Origin of the sequence: Variovorax sp. J22R115 (genome assembly GCF_030317005.1) — a bacterium.
In the GTDB taxonomy this organism is placed as follows: domain Bacteria; phylum Pseudomonadota; class Gammaproteobacteria; order Burkholderiales; family Burkholderiaceae_C; genus Variovorax.
Genome location: NZ_JASZYM010000004.1, coordinates 388653 through 403221 on the forward strand (window position 1 = coordinate 388653; position 14569 = coordinate 403221).

The window sequence follows — 14569 nt, forward strand, 5'->3', positions numbered from 1 at the left end:
CAAGCATTTGTTCATGGCGCGGCCACCGGTTCGGCGCGTGGCACGGCGGCCAGCAGCGCTTGGGTGTACGGGTGCTCCGCGTGTGCGAAGAGTTGCTGGGGCGCACCGCGCTCGACCACGAGGCCACGGTGCAGCACGCAGACTTCATCGCACAGGTGGTTCACCACCGCGAGGTCATGGCTGATCAGCAGGTAGCTGATGCCGAACTGCTGCTGCAGGTCCTGCATCAGGTTGAGCACCTGGGCCTGCACCGAGACGTCGAGCGCGCTCACGGGCTCGTCGGCCACGATGAGCTTGGGGCGCGTGATCAGCGCGCGTGCAATCGCGATGCGCTGCCGCTGGCCGCCGGAGAACTCGTGCGGGTACTTGTGCAGATCGCTGGCGCGCAGGCCCACGGCGGCCAGCGATTCGCCAGCCCGCTCGCGTTGTTCGGCGCGGCTGGTCTCCGCGAGCGCCTCGAGCGGTTCGGCGACGATGCGCGCCACCGTCTGGCGTGGATCGAGCGAGCCGTAGGGGTCCTGGAACACCATCTGCACATCGCGCCGCGCTGCACGCAGAGCATCCTTGGGCAACGCATGCAGATCGCGGCCGAGCAGCGCCACCCTGCCCGAGGTCGGCCGGTCGAGCGCCATCACCAGCCGCGCGATGGTTGACTTGCCCGAGCCCGATTCGCCGACGATACCCAGGCTCTGGCCCGGTCGGATGCTGAAGCTCACGCCATTGAGCGCCTTGACCATCGGCGGCGGTCCAAAGAGGCGCTCGCGCGGCAACGTGTAGTGGCGCACGAGGTCGGTGACTTCGAGCAGCGCCGCGGATTGCGGATCGGGATCGAAGCGATCCGTCATGCGGGCACTCCTTCCTCAGCGGCAATCTCGTCGAGCCGGATGCAGCGCACGTGATGGTCGTGCGGCAGCGGGATGGGAGGCGGGCGCGTCGCGAAGCAGGCGTCGATCGTGTAGCGGCACCGCCCAGCGAACGGACAGCCGGCAGGAAGGTCCACCAACTCGGGCACGCTGCCCTGGATGGTCGCGAGCTTCACGCCGCGCGGCGCGCCCAGCGCTGGCCGGGCCGCGAACAAGCCTTGGGTGTAGGGGTGGGCGCGCTCGGCAAAGACGGTCGCCGTCGGGCCGCTCTCGACCACGCTGCCGCCGTACATCACGAGCATCTTCGACACGCTCTGCGCGATCACGCCGAGGTCGTGCGAAATCAGGATCAGCGCCATGCCGCGCTCCGCAACCAGGCCGCGGATGAGTTCGAGGATCTGCTTCTGGATCGTGACGTCGAGCGCGGTCGTCGGTTCATCCGCAATCAGCAGGTCGGGTCCGCAGGCCAGCGCCATCGCGATACCGATACGCTGGCGCTGGCCGCCGGAGAACTGGTGGGGATAGGCGTCGAGACGCGATGCGGCGTCGGGAATTCCCACACGTTCGAGCAGCGCGAGCGCCTCCTTGCGGGCATCGGCATTCGACAGGCCACGGTGCAGCCGCAGCGGCTCGCCGACCTGCCGCGCGATCGTGTGGACCGGGTTCAGCGCCGTCATCGGCTCCTGGAAGATCATGCCGATGCGATTGCCGCGCACCTCGCACATGTCGCGCTCGGGCAGGCCGAGCAATTCGGTGCCGTCGAAGCGGATGCTGCCCGTCACCTCGGCGCTGGAAGGCAGCAGCCCCATCAGCGATTGCACCGTGATCGACTTGCCGCAGCCGGATTCGCCGACGATGCCGAGCGTCTCGCCGCGCTCCAGCGTGAAGCCGATGCCGCGCACGGCCTCGGCCGGGCCGCGCTGCGTCTGAAGCTGGACGTGGAGATTGTTGACTTCGAGGAGAGGCATGTCGGGGTCAGCGTGCGCGCGCGAGGCGGGGATCGAGCAGGTCGCGCAGGCCGTCGCCCAACAGGTTGAGGCCTAGCACTGCCAAGGCGATGGCCATGCCGGGGAAGACCGCGAGCAAAGGTGCCTGGAACATCATGGTCTGCGCCTCGCTGAGCATGCGGCCCCACGATGGCTGAGGCGGCTGCGTGCCCAGACCGAGATAGGAGAGAGCGGCTTCAGCCAGGATGGCCACCGCAAAGCGGATCGTGATCTGGACGATCAGCACTGCCGAGATGTTCGGCAGCACGTGCTGCATCGTGATCGCGAAGGCGCCCTTGCCGCAGGCGCGCGCGGCAGCGATGTACTCGCGTGACCAAATTGCATTGGCCGATGCCCGCGTGATGCGTGCGAAGGTCGGGATGTTGTAGATGCCGATCGCGATGATGGCGTTGACGATGCCGGCGCCGAACACGGCCGTCATCATGATGGCCGACAGGATCGCGGGGAAGGCCATCGAGAAGTCGGTGAAGCGCATGATCGCTTCCTCGACCCATCCCCGCTTGGCTGCGGCGAGCAGGCCGAGGGCGGTGCCGACCGTGAGGCCGATGCCAACCGCGATCACGCCGACCAGGATGGACGCGCGCGCGCCGACCAGCAGCAGCGATGCCACGTCGCGCCCGAAGGTGTCGGTGCCCAGCCAATGCGCGGCGCTCGGCCGCTGCAGCTTGCTGGCCAGGTCCATCTCGTAGGGCGACCAGGGTGTCCAGACGAGAGACACCGCAGCTGCCAGCAGCAACAGCAAGGTGAGAACAGCGCCGATCGCGAAGCTGCGGTGATGCAATGCACGACGCCAGAAGCCAGGCACCTTGAAGGCTGCCGCACTTGGCACGGCGGGAGCGGCACTCATATGTCCGATGCCTTGATGCGCGGGTCGATCACTGCGTAGAGCACGTCGACGACGAAGTTGACGATGACGACCATGGCCGCCAGCAGCATCACGCAGTTGCGCACGACGATCAGGTCGCGGTTGCTGATGGCCTGGAAGATCAGCCGGCCGAGGCCGGGCAGGTAGAAAACGTTCTCGACCACGATCGTGCCGGCGAGCAGTTCGGAGAACTGCATGCCCATCACCGTGATGACCGGGATCAGTGCATTGCGCAGCACGTGGCGCCAGAGCACCGCACGCTGCGACACGCCCTTGGCGCGCGCTGTGCGAACGAAGTCCTCGCGCATCACCTCGAGCACTGCCGAGCGCGTGATGCGCGCGAGGATCGCGGCTTGCACCACCGCGAGCGACAGGGCGGGCAGCAGCAGGGCCTTCAGGCCGGGGAGGATGCCTTCGCCCCATCCCTCGAAGCCGCCGGCTGAAAACCATTGCAGCTGCACCGAAAAGACGAGGATCAGCAGGATCGCGAACCAGAAGTTGGGGATCGCGATGCCCACTTGCGTCAGCCCCATCAGGCCGACGTCGCCGAGCTTGTTATGGCGGGCCGCGGCGGTGACGCCGACCACCAGCGCCAGGATGGTCGTGAAAGTCATCGCGAGCAGTGCCAGCGGCACGGTCAGCGCGAGCCGTTCGAGGATCAGGTCGAGCACCGGGGAGCTGTAGGCGTAGCTGTCGCCGAGCTGGCCGGTCAGCAGGCCGCCGATCCAGTGCCAGTAGCGGGTCCATGCGGGCTGGTCGAGTCCGAGCTTGGTGGCAAGCGCTGCCACGGCGTCGGGCGAGGCGTCCGGGCCCATGAGCATCTGCGCCGCGTTGCCGGGCAGGATCTCGAGCACCAGGAAAACGATGATGGAGGCGCCGATCAGGGTGGCGATCAGCGTCACGAGGCGTTTGAAGAGAAACAGGCTCATGGGGCGGGGCGCAGCATAACCCGATTGACGCAACGACCATGCCCACCCGCGATAATCGGCCAATGGCCCTCATGATCACCGACGAATGCATCAACTGCGATGTGTGCGAGCCGGAGTGCCCCAACGACGCGATCTACATGGGTGTGGAGATCTACGAGATCGATCCGCACAAGTGCACCGAATGCGTCGGCCACTTCGACGAGCCGCAGTGCGTTCAGGTGTGCCCGGTCGCGTGCATTCCGACCAACCCGGATCACGTCGAAACGCGAGAGACGCTCTGGCAGAAGTTCCAGCGGCTCACGGCCGCGAAGCAGGCGGAGCAGGGCGGAGCGGCTGGCAGCATTCCGCCAGCCGCTGCATCCGCGTCCTAGCTCTTCGTCGCGGACCGGGAGGACTTCTTTTTCGGCGGTGGTGATGCAGGGTCTTGCCCGCTCACGTACACCGGGTCTTTCTTGCCCTTCTTCAATCTGTCCGCACCGTAGTTGTCCTGTCGCGATGGCTTTGCCGCCGCTGGCTTGGGCTGGTTGTCGATCAGTGAAGCCTGCCTGCGTGCACTGGTCGACTCCAGGCGCAGACGATCTCGCTCCAGGCGATCGGCCGCGGCGCGTGCATCGCGCGTCGTCTGGTCTGCATCGCGTTTCTGATTGGAATTGCGCGGGTCGTCGAGATCCAGTGCCCTGCCGCCCTGGCAGGGCTGGTCGGTGTAGGTGTTGCCGCAGCGCCAGGTTCCGTTGCTGCCGTCTGCGGCGAAGGCAGCCCATTGAAGGCATGCTCCGGCCAGGAAGACGGCGCTCCGGGTGGCGATTCGTGTGTGTGACAGTTTCATTTTTGTAGCTCCCTTTTCTTCTCTCTCTTCCGCTAGCCCACGGCGGGTGCGCCCCCGTCGCCCGGCTCACGCCGCGGTGGTTTGGGGCGCGGCGGCTTGCTCGTGTGGATGAGCAATGTCGCCTTGTCCATCTCGCCGGCCACCAGCGCCGGGAAGGCATGCAGCGTGCGAGCGATCGCGTCTTCGATCGCCTCGCGTTGTTCCTTGAGAGGCTTCTTCAGCACCCAGCTGACGACCTCCGACTTCACGCCCGGGTGGCCGATGCCCAGTCTCAGGCGCCAATAGTCGGCCGTGCCGAGTTGGGCATGAATGTCGCGTAGCCCGTTGTGGCCGGCATGGCTGCCGCCGAGTTTCAGCTTGGCCTGGCCCGGAACCACGTCGAGTTCATCGTGCGCCACCAGGATTTCCTGCGGTTCGATCTTGAAGAAGCGCGCGAGTGCTGCGACCGACTTGCCCGAGAGATTCATGAAGGTCTGCGGCTCGAGCAACCACAGCGGTTTGCCGCCGACTTGCGTGCGCGCCACGAGGCCGTGATAGGACCGCTCGGGCGAAAGGGTGAGCTTGAGATCGCGTGCGAGCGCGTCGATCCACCAGAAGCCTGCGTTGTGCCGCGTGGCTTCGTAATCCGGGCCCGGGTTTCCGAGGCCGACAAACAGCTTGATCATGTCTGGATCATATTTGTTGCTCGCCCCCAGGCTGCCCGCACTTCGTGTCGGTACGCCTACCCCTGCCGGGGGTGGGCCGGCCGCTTCGGGCGGCCGGGCGCGGCGGCCCCCAAATGAAAACGGCCCGCACTGGGCGGGCCGTTTGGGCTGCGCGAAACGAATTACTTCTTCTTCGCGGGGGCCTTGGCGTCAGCCTTGGCTGCTGCGGGTGCGGCACCTTCGGCGGGAGCGCCTTCAGCGCCTGCAGCGGGTTCTTCCGCGACCAGCGGGGCCACCGCCGACACGACCACGGGGTTGACCTTGCCGTGGCTCACGAACTTCACGCCCTTGGGGAGCTTGATGTCGTTGACATGAACGGTGGCTTGCTTCGTCAGGCCAGAGAGGTCGACTTCGATGAACTCGGGGAGGTCGGCCGGCAGGCAGCTGACTTCGAGTTCGTTCATCACGTGGTTCACGAGGTTGTGGTCGAGCTTGACGGCCACGGACTCTTCCTCGCCCTTGAAGTGCAGGGGCACCTTGACGGTCATGCGGGTGCGGGCGTCGACGCGTTGGAAGTCGATGTGCTGCACGAGCTGACGGAACGGGTGGTATTGCACGTCACGGAGCAGCACCTTGGTGGTGTTGCCGGCGAGTTCCATTTCGAGGATGGACGAGTGGAAGGCTTCCTTCTTGAGGGCGTGCCACAGCGCGTTGTGATCGAGCTCGATCAGTTGGGGCTGGCCTTCGCCACCGTAGACGATACCGGGCGTCTTGCCCGAGATGCGGAGACGGCGGCTCGCACCCGTGCCCTGCTTTGCGCGCTCAAAAGCGACGAATTTCATAACTGGCTCCTGTGGAAGTCGACCGCGACCAGTGCGACTCCGGTTTCAAAATGGGCTCTCCGAAGGAAGCCCGGCTTTTTGCTCGGTCAGCGAAACCTCAGAAGAGGTTTTCCTGGTCCGAGAACAAACTCATGACCGACTCGCCCTTGGCGATGCGCTGGATCGTCTCGGCGATCAGCGGTGCCACGGAGAGTTGGCGGATCTTTCCGCAACCCGTCGCGCTGGCGCTCAGGGGGATCGTGTCGGTCACGACCACCTCGTCGAGCGCGGACCCCTGGGCGATCCGCTCGATGGCGGGGCCCGAGAAGATCGGGTGGGTGCAATAGGCGTACACCTTCTTGGCGCCGCGTTCCTTCAGCACTTCGGCCGCTTTGACCAGCGTGCCGGCCGTGTCGATCATGTCGTCCATGATCACGCAGTTGCGGCCGTCGATCTCGCCGATGACGTGCATGACTTCGCTCACGTTGGCGCGCGGACGGCGCTTGTCGATGATCGCGAGGTCGCAATTCAGTTGCTTGGCCAGCGCCCGGGCGCGAACCACGCCGCCGACGTCGGGCGAGACCACGATCAGGTCTTCGTAGTTCTTCTGGCGCAGATCGCCCAGCAGCACCGGCGACGCATAGATGTTGTCGACGGGAATGTCGAAGAAACCCTGGATCTGGTCGGCGTGCAGGTCCATCGTCAGCACGCGGGCCACGCCCACCGTTTCGAGAAGATTGGCGACCACCTTGGCCGAGATCGGTACCCGGCTCGAGCGGGGGCGGCGATCCTGGCGCGCATAGCCGAAATAGGGGATCACGGCACTGATGCGCTCGGCCGATGCACGCTTGAGCGCGTCGACCATGATGAGCAGTTCCATCAGGTTTTCGTTGGTCGGCGCGCAGGTCGACTGCACGACGAACACATCGCGCGCCCGGACGTTCTGGTTGATCTCGACGGTGACTTCGCCGTCAGAGAAACGACCGACACGGGCCGCACCGAGCGAAGTGCCCAGGTGCTGCGAAATTTCCGCGGCAAGACCAGGATTGGCGTTGCCGGTGAAAACCATGAAATCAGGGTTGTGAGCAGCCTGCATGAGCGTCCCGGCAAAGTGCATCCGGCAATGCGAAATGGCTCTTGAAGGAGCCGCCAAAAATCTCTTGAATGAAGATTTGGCAGGGGAGAAAGGATTCGAACCTTTGCATGCTGGAATCAAAATCCAGTGCCTTAACCAGCTTGGCGACTCCCCTACACGGGTCGATGACCAATGTCATCAACCGATATATGTCGCATCAGACCGCAGAGCGCTCTGATTATCTAGGCTGCCCAGCCCACGAGGGGATGAACAGCCAAGTTGCTGCACTTGCGAACCTGCCAGCCCTGAGGGGCATCGGCCAATTCCGCTTCGTGCTGCATTGTCGCAAACACCGAACTTCCTGAACCGGTCATGCGGGCACTGAGTCCTTGGTGACCGAGCCATTCGATGGCTTCGGTGACCGCGGGACAAAGCCGCTGAGCAACCGGCTGCAGGTCGTTATGACCGAAGTCAAAGCGGAAACCTGAAACTTCCGCTTCGCTGTGTGCAGCAAAGCCCGAGATTATAGCAGCAGGAGTTTCACGTTGGAGATCCGGCGCCGCAAAAATCAGTCGGGTATCGAGTCCGGCGGATGGCTTCACGACTGCGAAGGTCCCGACCGGCAGCGTGATGGGCGTGATTTTCTCGCCGATTCCCTCCACCCACGCATTCTGTCCACGCAAAAAGAATGGAACATCGGCGCCGAGTTGGAGGCCGATCTCCTCGAGCTTCTGCAGAGGCAAATTCAGGCGCCACAGCCGGTTCAGGGCCAGGAGGCAGGTCGCCGCGTCGGAAGAGCCGCCGCCCATGCCCGCCTGGGCTGGCACCTGCTTGGCGATTCCGATGTGCGCGCCCTGAGGCGTTCGCGCAAAGTCCTGCAGCGCCCTTGCGGCGCGCACGATCAGATCGTCCTCGGGGAGTTCTGTCGTCAGATCCTCGCGCGAGATGACCCCGTCGTCGCGCCGTTCGACGTGCAGCGTGTCGCACCAGTCGATCAGCATGAACACCGACTGAAGCAGGTGATATCCATCCGCTCGCCGCCCTGTGATGTGCAGGAAGAGGTTGAGCTTGGCCGGAGCCGGAAGGTCGTAGATCGCCTTCATGCGCGTTCGAACACGATGCGCAGGTCGGCGCGCGGCTCGGGCGATTCGCGGGTCGCCTGCAGTCGTCCCGTGCCGATCTGGGAAAGATCCGGGCGCCAGCCGGGCACGCGTTCGTCGCGGCCGGCCAGCCACGCGAAGAGGGCGCCGACCGGGATGGCGGCGCCCGTCGCGGCCTCGATCAGTGCGTCGACCGAGTCGAAACGCCGTGTCTCGCTGCCGTTCTTGAGCAACGCTTCTCCGGGCGCCCAGTGAAGTTGCGCGAGCGTGCTGCCAATCGGGCTGGTGAGCGTGAGATCCCCGGCCTGCGGTGCGCCGCGCAACTCGAAAAGCGCCGAAAACGTTTGTACGGGCTGACTGTCGATGCGCAGCGAAAGCCGGCCGCTCCATGCTTCGACGGAGATTCCGCCGGCCGGCTTCGCCGGGCCGCTGGGGCTGGCACAACCCGCGGCCAGCATTGCGCCGGCACAGCCGGCTGCCAGCACCAGGCGTCGATTCAAAGTTTCACGCGCAGGCGCTTGAGCGTTTCCTGCAGCGTCTCGTTGTCTGCATCGGCCAGGGACGCTTCCTTCCAGATGGTCATGGCGCGGTCGCGCTGACCAGTGGCCCACAACACCTCGCCCAGGTGCGCGCCGATTTCCGGATCGGGCCGGCGCTTGTAGGCGTCTTCCAGGATCCGCATCGCTTCACCGGTGTTGCCGAGCCGGTACTCGACCCAGCCCAGGCTGTCGGCGATGAACGGATCATCCGGCGCGAGTTGCACGGCCTTCTGGATCAGCGTGCGTGCTTCTTCCAGCCGCACCTTGCGATCGGCGAACGAGTAGCCGAGTGCGTTGTAGGCATTCTGGTTGTCGGGCTTGAGTTCGATCAGGCGGCGCAGCAGGCGCTCCATTTCGTCGAGGCGATTGAGCTTCTCGGCGACCATCGCCTGGTCGTATATCAAGTCGGTATCGGCGGGCGCGGCCACGCTGGCCTGCGCCAGCATGTCGAAAGCCGCCTGGTACTGCTTGGCGTCGCGCAGCAATTGCACTTCGGCCAGGAACTTCTGCTTCTTTTCGTCCGCGGTGCGGTCGGGCAGGCTGCGAACGAGTTCGCGCGCCTGCGGCAGCTTGCCTTGACGGGCGAGCAGCGCGGCGCGGCGCACCTGGGCGACGACCAAGTCGTCCGTGTTGTCGATGCGCGCCAGCCAGCTGTCGGCACCCGCGAAATCCTTCTTGCGTTCCGACAATTGCGCCATCAGCAGGTAGGCCTGTGTCAGCCCGCGCTCCTGGGCGTCCGGGTCGCGCTGCGAGCTGGCGAGCGACATGTAGCGCCTGAGCGAGGCATCGGCCGCCGCATCCTGCCGCGCCTGCACCTGCAGGCTACCGAGCAGCAGCCAGGGCTCGGGCAATTCCGGGCGCGCGGCGGTGAGCGCCGCGAGCTCGGCGGTCGCTTCGGCATAGCGGCGTCCTTCGACCAGCACCCGCGCGTAGGCCATGCGCATCTCGGGCTGGGCTTTCGGACCCGAGAGGTAGCGCTTGACGATCGGCTCTGCCAAGGGCTGGCTCGGATCCATCAACTCCAGGGCCAGCAACGCCGGGCCGTCCGACGATGGGTCCAACTCCTGGCCCTTGATCGCAGCATCGAGCGCCCCTGCCGTGTCGCCTGCGGCGAGCCGGAGGCGGCCCACCGTGCCCCAGGCCGCGCCGCCGGTGGCGGGGCTCTTGAGGTCTTCGGCAAGCGCCTGTTCGACGACCGAAGCCGCAAGCTTCTTGTCGGTGGCCCGGCCGTAGTTGCGCGCGATCACCGCCATGAGAAAAGGTCGCTCGACCTGGGGTGTGGCCGCCACTTCGGCCCGCAGGGGTTCGACCGTCTCGCCGATGCGGTTCAGTGCGATGAGGATCTGCAACTCGAAGCGCCGTGCCTCGCGGGAGTCGGGCACGCTCTCCTTCCATGCTCGGGCTGCAGCCAGCGCCGCATCGCCGGAGCGCGATTGCAGCGCGATCTCGACGGCACGTTGGAAGAGCTTGCTGTCACGGGAACGTCGGGCGGCGTCCAGTACGAGGCCGTACCCTGCGCCCGGGTCGCCGGATCGAGCGGTGAGTTCGCCCATGAGCACTTCATAGAAGAGCTCGGCTGTCATGGCGGAGGGCTGCGCCGGGGATTTGTCCGCACCGCCAGATGCGGCCGGCGTCACAACGGGTGCGGCCGGCTCGATGATGGGGGCGGGGCTGGTGGGTGCTGCAGGCGCGGGCGGTTCAGTCTGTGCCTGGGCGGCAAGGCCCGTCAGAGCCAGGAACGCGGCCGCCGCGAGGCGGGAACGGCGGAGCGGGAAGGTCATCGAACCATAATAATCCAAGGCTTTTGCATGATGGTCGCGTGGGGCTTCGGCGCCGGCGTGTTTTCGTGTCAGCCTTCACCCATGCCCGAACTCCCTGAAGTCGAAGTCACCCGCCGCGGTTTTGCCGATCGCATCGCCGGCGCCCGGATCGACGCGGTTCGCATGGGCAAGCCCTTGCGGTGGGCGCTCGCCGTCGAACCGTTCGCGCTCGTCGGTCGGACGGTGCAGGCGGTTCGGCGCCGCGGCAAATACCTGCTGGTCGACCTGGATATGGGCCTGCTGCTCATGCATCTGGGCATGTCGGGCAGCTTGCGCTTCGACACTGCGTTGCCGGCACCGGCTGCGCATGATCATTTCGACCTGGTCACCAGCCGTGGCACGTTGCGCCTGAATGATCCGCGCCGTTTCGGCGCCGTGGTCTACGTGGAGGACGAGGCCTCACCGCTCGCGATCAAGCTGCTGGGCGGGCTGGGCATGGAGCCGCTGGGCGATGCCTTCGACCTGGACGCATTCCACGCAGGGCTGCGGCGGCGCACGGCGCCCATCAAGCAGGTGCTGCTGGCGGGCGACGTGGTGGTGGGGGTGGGCAACATTTACGCATCCGAAGCGCTCTTTCTCGCCGGCATTCGGCCGACGCTGGCCGCTTCGCGCATCAGCCGGCCGAGGGCCGCGCGCCTGCATGCGGCGGTGCGTGACATCCTGGCGCGCGCCGTCGAGCGCGGGGGCAGCACTTTGCGCGATTTCTCGAATATCGACGGGCAAAGCGGTTACTTCCAACTGGAGGCGACGGTCTATGGTCGCGCCGGAGAGCCCTGTAGAGTGTGCGCAACCCCCATTCGGCAAGTGCGCCAGGGGCAGCGGTCCACTTATTTCTGCCCAAACTGCCAAAAGTACTGAATCTCATCGGGGCGAATGACGCCTGCATGGCCATGCCGATGCTATATTTTGTAAATCGCTCTTACATTTAGCCCCTTGACCGCCTCTTTCAACCAGCAGTTCGACCAGCATGGTGCTTGGCGGCGCAACTTTGCGCAGCGCCTGAAATGGCTTTCGCACTGGCTGAATGAAAACGAGTTGCTGAACCAGAGCGTTGCGGAGCGCTTGCGCGACGTGGAATCGCAACTGCGCACCAGCAAGGTCATGGTCGCCTTCGTCGCCGAGTTCTCGCGCGGCAAGTCAGAACTGATCAATGCGATCTTCTTCGCCGGGTACGGCCGCCGCATCATGCCGGCGAGCGCAGGGCGCACGACGATGTGCCCGACCGAACTGGGCTACGACCCCGCTTATCTGCCCAGCCTGCGCCTCCTGCCGATCGAAACCCGGCTCGAACCTCATTCGCTGACGCATTGGCGCGACGAGCCGGAGCGCTGGACCGAGATAGAGATCGACGTCGAAAATGCCGAGCACCTGTCGCAGACGATGAGCAAGGTCGCCGAGGTGCGATGGGTCCCGATGGATGAAGCCCGCGCACTGGGCTTCTGGAGCGACGACGCCCCCGACGACAACCCGGTCCCCGATTCCGATGGCCGCGTCGAGATTCCGCGTTGGCGCCATGCCGTGCTGAACATGCCACATCCCTTGCTCGAGCAGGGTCTGGTGATTCTCGACACGCCGGGCCTCAACGCGATCGGCGCCGAGCCCGAACTGACGGTGAGCCTGATTCCGCAGGCTCATGCTGTCGTGTTCATCCTGGGTGCCGACACCGGCGTGACGCGCTCCGACCTCTCGATCTGGCGCGAGCACCTCGTGACCGAGGGCGACGTGAGCGAAACGCGCATCGTGGTGCTGAACAAGATCGACACCATGTGGGACATCCTCAGCACGCCTGCGCAAGTCGACGCGCAGATTCAGCGCCAGCGCAAGGGCGCCGCCGATCTGCTTGGCGTGCCGCTGTCACAGGTGCTGCCGGTCTCCGCGCAGAAGGGATTGCAGGCCAAGATCCGCCGCGATGTGCCGCTGCTGCAGGCGAGCCGCCTCCCCGCGCTCGAAGCCGTGCTCGGCGAAGGCCTGCTCGGCAAGCGTGAGACGATGCTTCGGCTGGCCGTGGATGCCGGCATTGCTTCGCTGCGGACCGAGGCGGCGCGCATTCTCAATGTTCGCCAGCGCGACCTGTCCGAGCAGGCGCTCGAACTGCAAGGCCTGCGCGGCAAGAACGGTTCCGTCATCCGGCACATGCGAACGCGCATCGAGCAGGAGCAGACCGAATTCGAAGGCAGCAACACCCGCATCCTGGCCTTGAGGTCGGTGCAGGGCAAGCTGCTGCGCGAGGTGTACGCGGTGCTCGGCAGCACTGCGCTCAAGGCGGACATGGGGCACCTCGCGGCGGCCCTCAAGCGCCGCGGCATCAAGTTCAACGTGCGCAAGGTGTATGGCGAAACCTTCGATTCGCTGCGCAACAACCTGCGCGAAGTCCAGGCGACGACCTCCGAGATCCAGTCGATGCTGCATGCGACCTTCAGGCAGCTCAACGCGGAGCACGGCTTCACCTTGCAGGCGCCGGCCGAGCCCGATTTGTCGGGTTTCGAGCAGCAGCTGACGCAGATCGAGCGCAGCCACGTCCACTATCTCGGCGTCGGCAACCTGCTCAAGCTGGCGCAGCCGGATTTCTGCGACAAGCTGGTACGCGCCCTCGCGAGCCGGCTTCGTGTCGTCAACGAGGCGGCCATGACGGAGGTCGAGCGCTGGAGCAAAGGCGCGGGAGCGCAGCTCGACGCACAACTCAAGGAGCGGCGCCGTACTTTCACCAAGCGGATCGAAGCGGTCGAGCGCATCCAGGGCGCGGCAGGCAATCTCGATGAGCGCCTGGCGGAGCTTTCCGCGCAGGAGGCCAACCTTGCCGAACTGCATCGGCGCTTGGGCGAACTGACCTCGGTGCTCGCGAGCAACGAAGCGCCGAATGCTCCTGCGGCTCGCAGTGAACTCAGTGCAGCATGAGGCTCTCCCCCAGGTTGGCTCACTTCGTGTAGCCTCCCACCCCCTCACCGGGGGCAATACCAGCGGCCCGGCAGAGCCGGTTCCGCGGTATTTCTGGTTTTGAGCGCGTCGGGTTCGGCGCGCGCGCAGGCGTTGGCGCCGGTTTTTTCGGGACGCATCGTCGGGTGGCAGCGCAGCCATGGGCGCAGCGAGTTGCCTTGGCAGAACACCCAGGATCCCTATCGGGTCTGGCTTTCGGAAGTGATGCTCCAGCAGACCCAGGTCAGTACCGTGTTGGGGTACTTCGCGCGCTTTCTCGATCGGTTTCCGGCAGTGCAGGACCTTGCGGCAGGGACCGAGGACGAAGTCTTCGCACTCTGGAGCGGGCTCGGCTACTACAGCCGTGCGCGCAACATGCACCGGTGTGCAAAGGAAGTCGTGGCGCGCTTTGGCGGGGAGTTTCCGCGCACTGCGGCTGAGCTTCAGACCTTGCCGGGTATCGGCCGATCCACCGCTGCGGCGATCGCTGCTTTCTGCTTCGGCGAGCGGGTCGCGATCCTCGACGGCAACGTGAAACGGGTGCTCACGCGGGTGCTGGGCTTCGACGGGGATCTGTCTTCCGCCGCGCAGGAGCGCGCCTTGTGGAATGAGGCCACCGAGCTGTTGCCGCTGGCGCCGCAGCGGAAGGCGATCGCGCGTTACACGCAAGGGCTGATGGACCTGGGCGCGACCGTCTGCCTGCCGCGGAAGCCGAGTTGCATCATTTGTCCGGTCAACGACCTTTGCGCGGCGCGGCAGGAGGGCACACCGGAAAAGTATCCCGTCAAGACGCGGAAGCTGCGGCGCAGCGCCCATTCGTACTGGATGCTGCAGGCGCGCGACGCCAAAGGCCGTGTGTGGCTGGAAAAGCGTCCGTCGCGGGGGATCTGGGCTGGCCTCTACTGCCTGCCGATCTTCGAGACTCGGGACACCTTGCTGGAAGGGCTATTGCCCGAGGACCGCGAGACCGCGCGCGACGACGTGGCCTTTCTTCATGTGCTCACGCACAAGGATCTCCACCTGCATCCGGTGTCCGTCGTCTGCCGTGAAGAGCGGGCGCTGGGCGAAGCCGGCGGATGGTTTGACGGCGACCAATGGCCGGTGCTGGGCCTGCCTGCACCGGTACGCAAACTGCTCGCGAACGGCGGCTGAAAGCCGCCGCCGAGC

At 65.7% G+C, this 14569-nt stretch carries 15 protein-coding genes and 1 tRNA gene; 4 read left to right on the plus strand and 12 right to left on the minus strand.

The window, feature by feature from the left end; translation table 11 throughout:
• Window positions 1-11: 11 nt before the first annotated feature.
• Genes QTI04_RS09525 through QTI04_RS09540 form a run of 4 tightly spaced genes read right to left on the minus strand, consistent with a single transcriptional unit; the run spans window position 12 to window position 3664 of the window.
• The gene (locus QTI04_RS09525) at window positions 12-845 is read right to left on the minus strand and encodes an ATP-binding cassette domain-containing protein (RefSeq protein WP_286615289.1); all 834 of its coding nucleotides are present in this window, start codon (window positions 843-845) and stop codon (window positions 12-14) included.
• Window positions 842-1831, minus strand: a complete 990-nt coding sequence (locus QTI04_RS09530) for an ABC transporter ATP-binding protein (RefSeq protein WP_286615291.1) — start codon at window positions 1829-1831, stop codon at window positions 842-844. Before QTI04_RS09530 ends, QTI04_RS09525 begins: the two co-directional genes overlap by 4 nt.
• 7 nt (window positions 1832-1838) lie before the next feature.
• A complete protein-coding gene (locus QTI04_RS09535) occupies window positions 1839-2717 on the minus strand; it encodes an ABC transporter permease (protein ID WP_286615294.1) in 879 nt (292 codons plus the stop codon).
• Entirely contained in the window at window positions 2714-3664 is a 951-nt protein-coding gene (locus tag QTI04_RS09540; protein WP_286615297.1) for an ABC transporter permease, read from the minus strand. Before QTI04_RS09540 ends, QTI04_RS09535 begins: the two co-directional genes overlap by 4 nt.
• A 62-nt stretch (window positions 3665-3726) precedes the next feature.
• Here QTI04_RS09540 and QTI04_RS09545 point away from each other — a divergent pair, with 62 nt between their 5' ends.
• Window positions 3727-4035 (plus strand): YfhL family 4Fe-4S dicluster ferredoxin, encoded by a 309-nt coding sequence (locus tag QTI04_RS09545; RefSeq protein WP_286615299.1) that lies wholly within the window; start codon window positions 3727-3729, stop codon window positions 4033-4035.
• On the opposite strand, the gene QTI04_RS09550 is transcribed toward QTI04_RS09545, so the two are convergent.
• From QTI04_RS09550 to QTI04_RS09585, 8 genes are all read right to left on the minus strand, one after another.
• Window positions 4032-4490 carry a hypothetical protein gene (locus QTI04_RS09550; RefSeq protein ID WP_286615303.1) on the minus strand — a complete coding sequence of 153 codons (459 nt, stop codon included), beginning with the start codon at window positions 4488-4490 and terminating at the stop codon, window positions 4032-4034. The genes QTI04_RS09545 and QTI04_RS09550 overlap by 4 nt on opposite strands.
• A 32-nt stretch (window positions 4491-4522) precedes the next feature.
• Entirely contained in the window at window positions 4523-5155 is a 633-nt protein-coding gene (pth, locus tag QTI04_RS09555) for an aminoacyl-tRNA hydrolase (protein ID WP_286615304.1), read from the minus strand.
• Window positions 5156-5316: 161 nt separating this feature from the next.
• Entirely contained in the window at window positions 5317-5976 is a 660-nt protein-coding gene (locus QTI04_RS09560) for a 50S ribosomal protein L25/general stress protein Ctc (protein ID WP_286601327.1), read from the minus strand.
• A gap of 97 nt (window positions 5977-6073) precedes the next feature.
• Window positions 6074-7051, minus strand: coding sequence for a ribose-phosphate pyrophosphokinase (locus QTI04_RS09565; protein WP_286601412.1), 978 nt, complete (start codon window positions 7049-7051; stop codon window positions 6074-6076).
• A gap of 77 nt (window positions 7052-7128) precedes the next feature.
• Window positions 7129-7205, minus strand: a tRNA-Gln gene (locus QTI04_RS09570).
• A 67-nt stretch (window positions 7206-7272) separates the two neighbouring features.
• The gene (gene ispE / locus QTI04_RS09575) at window positions 7273-8133 is read right to left on the minus strand and encodes a 4-(cytidine 5'-diphospho)-2-C-methyl-D-erythritol kinase (protein ID WP_286615306.1); all 861 of its coding nucleotides are present in this window, start codon (window positions 8131-8133) and stop codon (window positions 7273-7275) included.
• Window positions 8130-8588, minus strand: coding sequence for a lipoprotein insertase outer membrane protein LolB (locus QTI04_RS09580; RefSeq protein ID WP_286615377.1), 459 nt, complete (start codon window positions 8586-8588; stop codon window positions 8130-8132). Before QTI04_RS09580 ends, ispE begins: the two co-directional genes overlap by 4 nt.
• A gap of 38 nt (window positions 8589-8626) precedes the next feature.
• Window positions 8627-10450, minus strand: coding sequence for a tetratricopeptide repeat protein (locus QTI04_RS09585; RefSeq protein WP_286615309.1), 1824 nt, complete (start codon window positions 10448-10450; stop codon window positions 8627-8629).
• An 81-nt stretch (window positions 10451-10531) separates the two neighbouring features.
• Between QTI04_RS09585 and mutM the strand changes: the two genes are divergently transcribed.
• The 3 genes from mutM to mutY all read left to right on the plus strand — a co-directional run bounded on the left by mutM (window position 10532) and on the right by mutY (window position 14554).
• Window positions 10532-11347 (plus strand): bifunctional DNA-formamidopyrimidine glycosylase/DNA-(apurinic or apyrimidinic site) lyase, encoded by an 816-nt coding sequence (mutM, locus tag QTI04_RS09590; protein WP_286615379.1) that lies wholly within the window; start codon window positions 10532-10534, stop codon window positions 11345-11347.
• 75 nt (window positions 11348-11422) lie between these two features.
• A complete protein-coding gene (locus tag QTI04_RS09595; protein WP_286601330.1) occupies window positions 11423-13384 on the plus strand; it encodes a dynamin family protein in 1962 nt (653 codons plus the stop codon).
• 99 nt (window positions 13385-13483) lie between these two features.
• Window positions 13484-14554, plus strand: coding sequence for an A/G-specific adenine glycosylase (gene mutY, locus QTI04_RS09600; protein ID WP_286615312.1), 1071 nt, complete (start codon window positions 13484-13486; stop codon window positions 14552-14554).
• The last annotated feature ends 15 nt before the right edge of the window (window positions 14555-14569 follow it).

Excerpts from the sequence above, each read along its gene's own strand:
- QTI04_RS09545 (WP_286615299.1), top strand. The coding sequence starts at position 3,727 with ATGGCCCTCATGATCACCGACGAATGCATCAACTGCGATGTGTGCGAG.
- QTI04_RS09565 (WP_286601412.1), bottom strand. The coding sequence starts at position 7,051 with ATGCAGGCTGCTCACAACCCTGATTTCATGGTTTTCACCGGCAACGCC.
- QTI04_RS09550 (WP_286615303.1), bottom strand. The coding sequence starts at position 4,490 with ATGAAACTGTCACACACACGAATCGCCACCCGGAGCGCCGTCTTCCTG.
- mutM (WP_286615379.1), top strand. The coding sequence starts at position 10,532 with ATGCCCGAACTCCCTGAAGTCGAAGTCACCCGCCGCGGTTTTGCCGAT.
- QTI04_RS09585 (WP_286615309.1), bottom strand. The coding sequence starts at position 10,450 with ATGACCTTCCCGCTCCGCCGTTCCCGCCTCGCGGCGGCCGCGTTCCTG.
- QTI04_RS09540 (WP_286615297.1), bottom strand. The coding sequence starts at position 3,664 with ATGAGCCTGTTTCTCTTCAAACGCCTCGTGACGCTGATCGCCACCCTG.
- QTI04_RS09560 (WP_286601327.1), bottom strand. The coding sequence starts at position 5,976 with ATGAAATTCGTCGCTTTTGAGCGCGCAAAGCAGGGCACGGGTGCGAGC.
- QTI04_RS09535 (WP_286615294.1), bottom strand. The coding sequence starts at position 2,717 with ATGAGTGCCGCTCCCGCCGTGCCAAGTGCGGCAGCCTTCAAGGTGCCT.
- QTI04_RS09530 (WP_286615291.1), bottom strand. The coding sequence starts at position 1,831 with ATGCCTCTCCTCGAAGTCAACAATCTCCACGTCCAGCTTCAGACGCAG.
- QTI04_RS09525 (WP_286615289.1), bottom strand. The coding sequence starts at position 845 with ATGACGGATCGCTTCGATCCCGATCCGCAATCCGCGGCGCTGCTCGAA.
- pth (WP_286615304.1), bottom strand. The coding sequence starts at position 5,155 with ATGATCAAGCTGTTTGTCGGCCTCGGAAACCCGGGCCCGGATTACGAA.
- QTI04_RS09580 (WP_286615377.1), bottom strand. The coding sequence starts at position 8,588 with ATGCTGGCCGCGGGTTGTGCCAGCCCCAGCGGCCCGGCGAAGCCGGCC.
- ispE (WP_286615306.1), bottom strand. The coding sequence starts at position 8,133 with ATGAAGGCGATCTACGACCTTCCGGCTCCGGCCAAGCTCAACCTCTTC.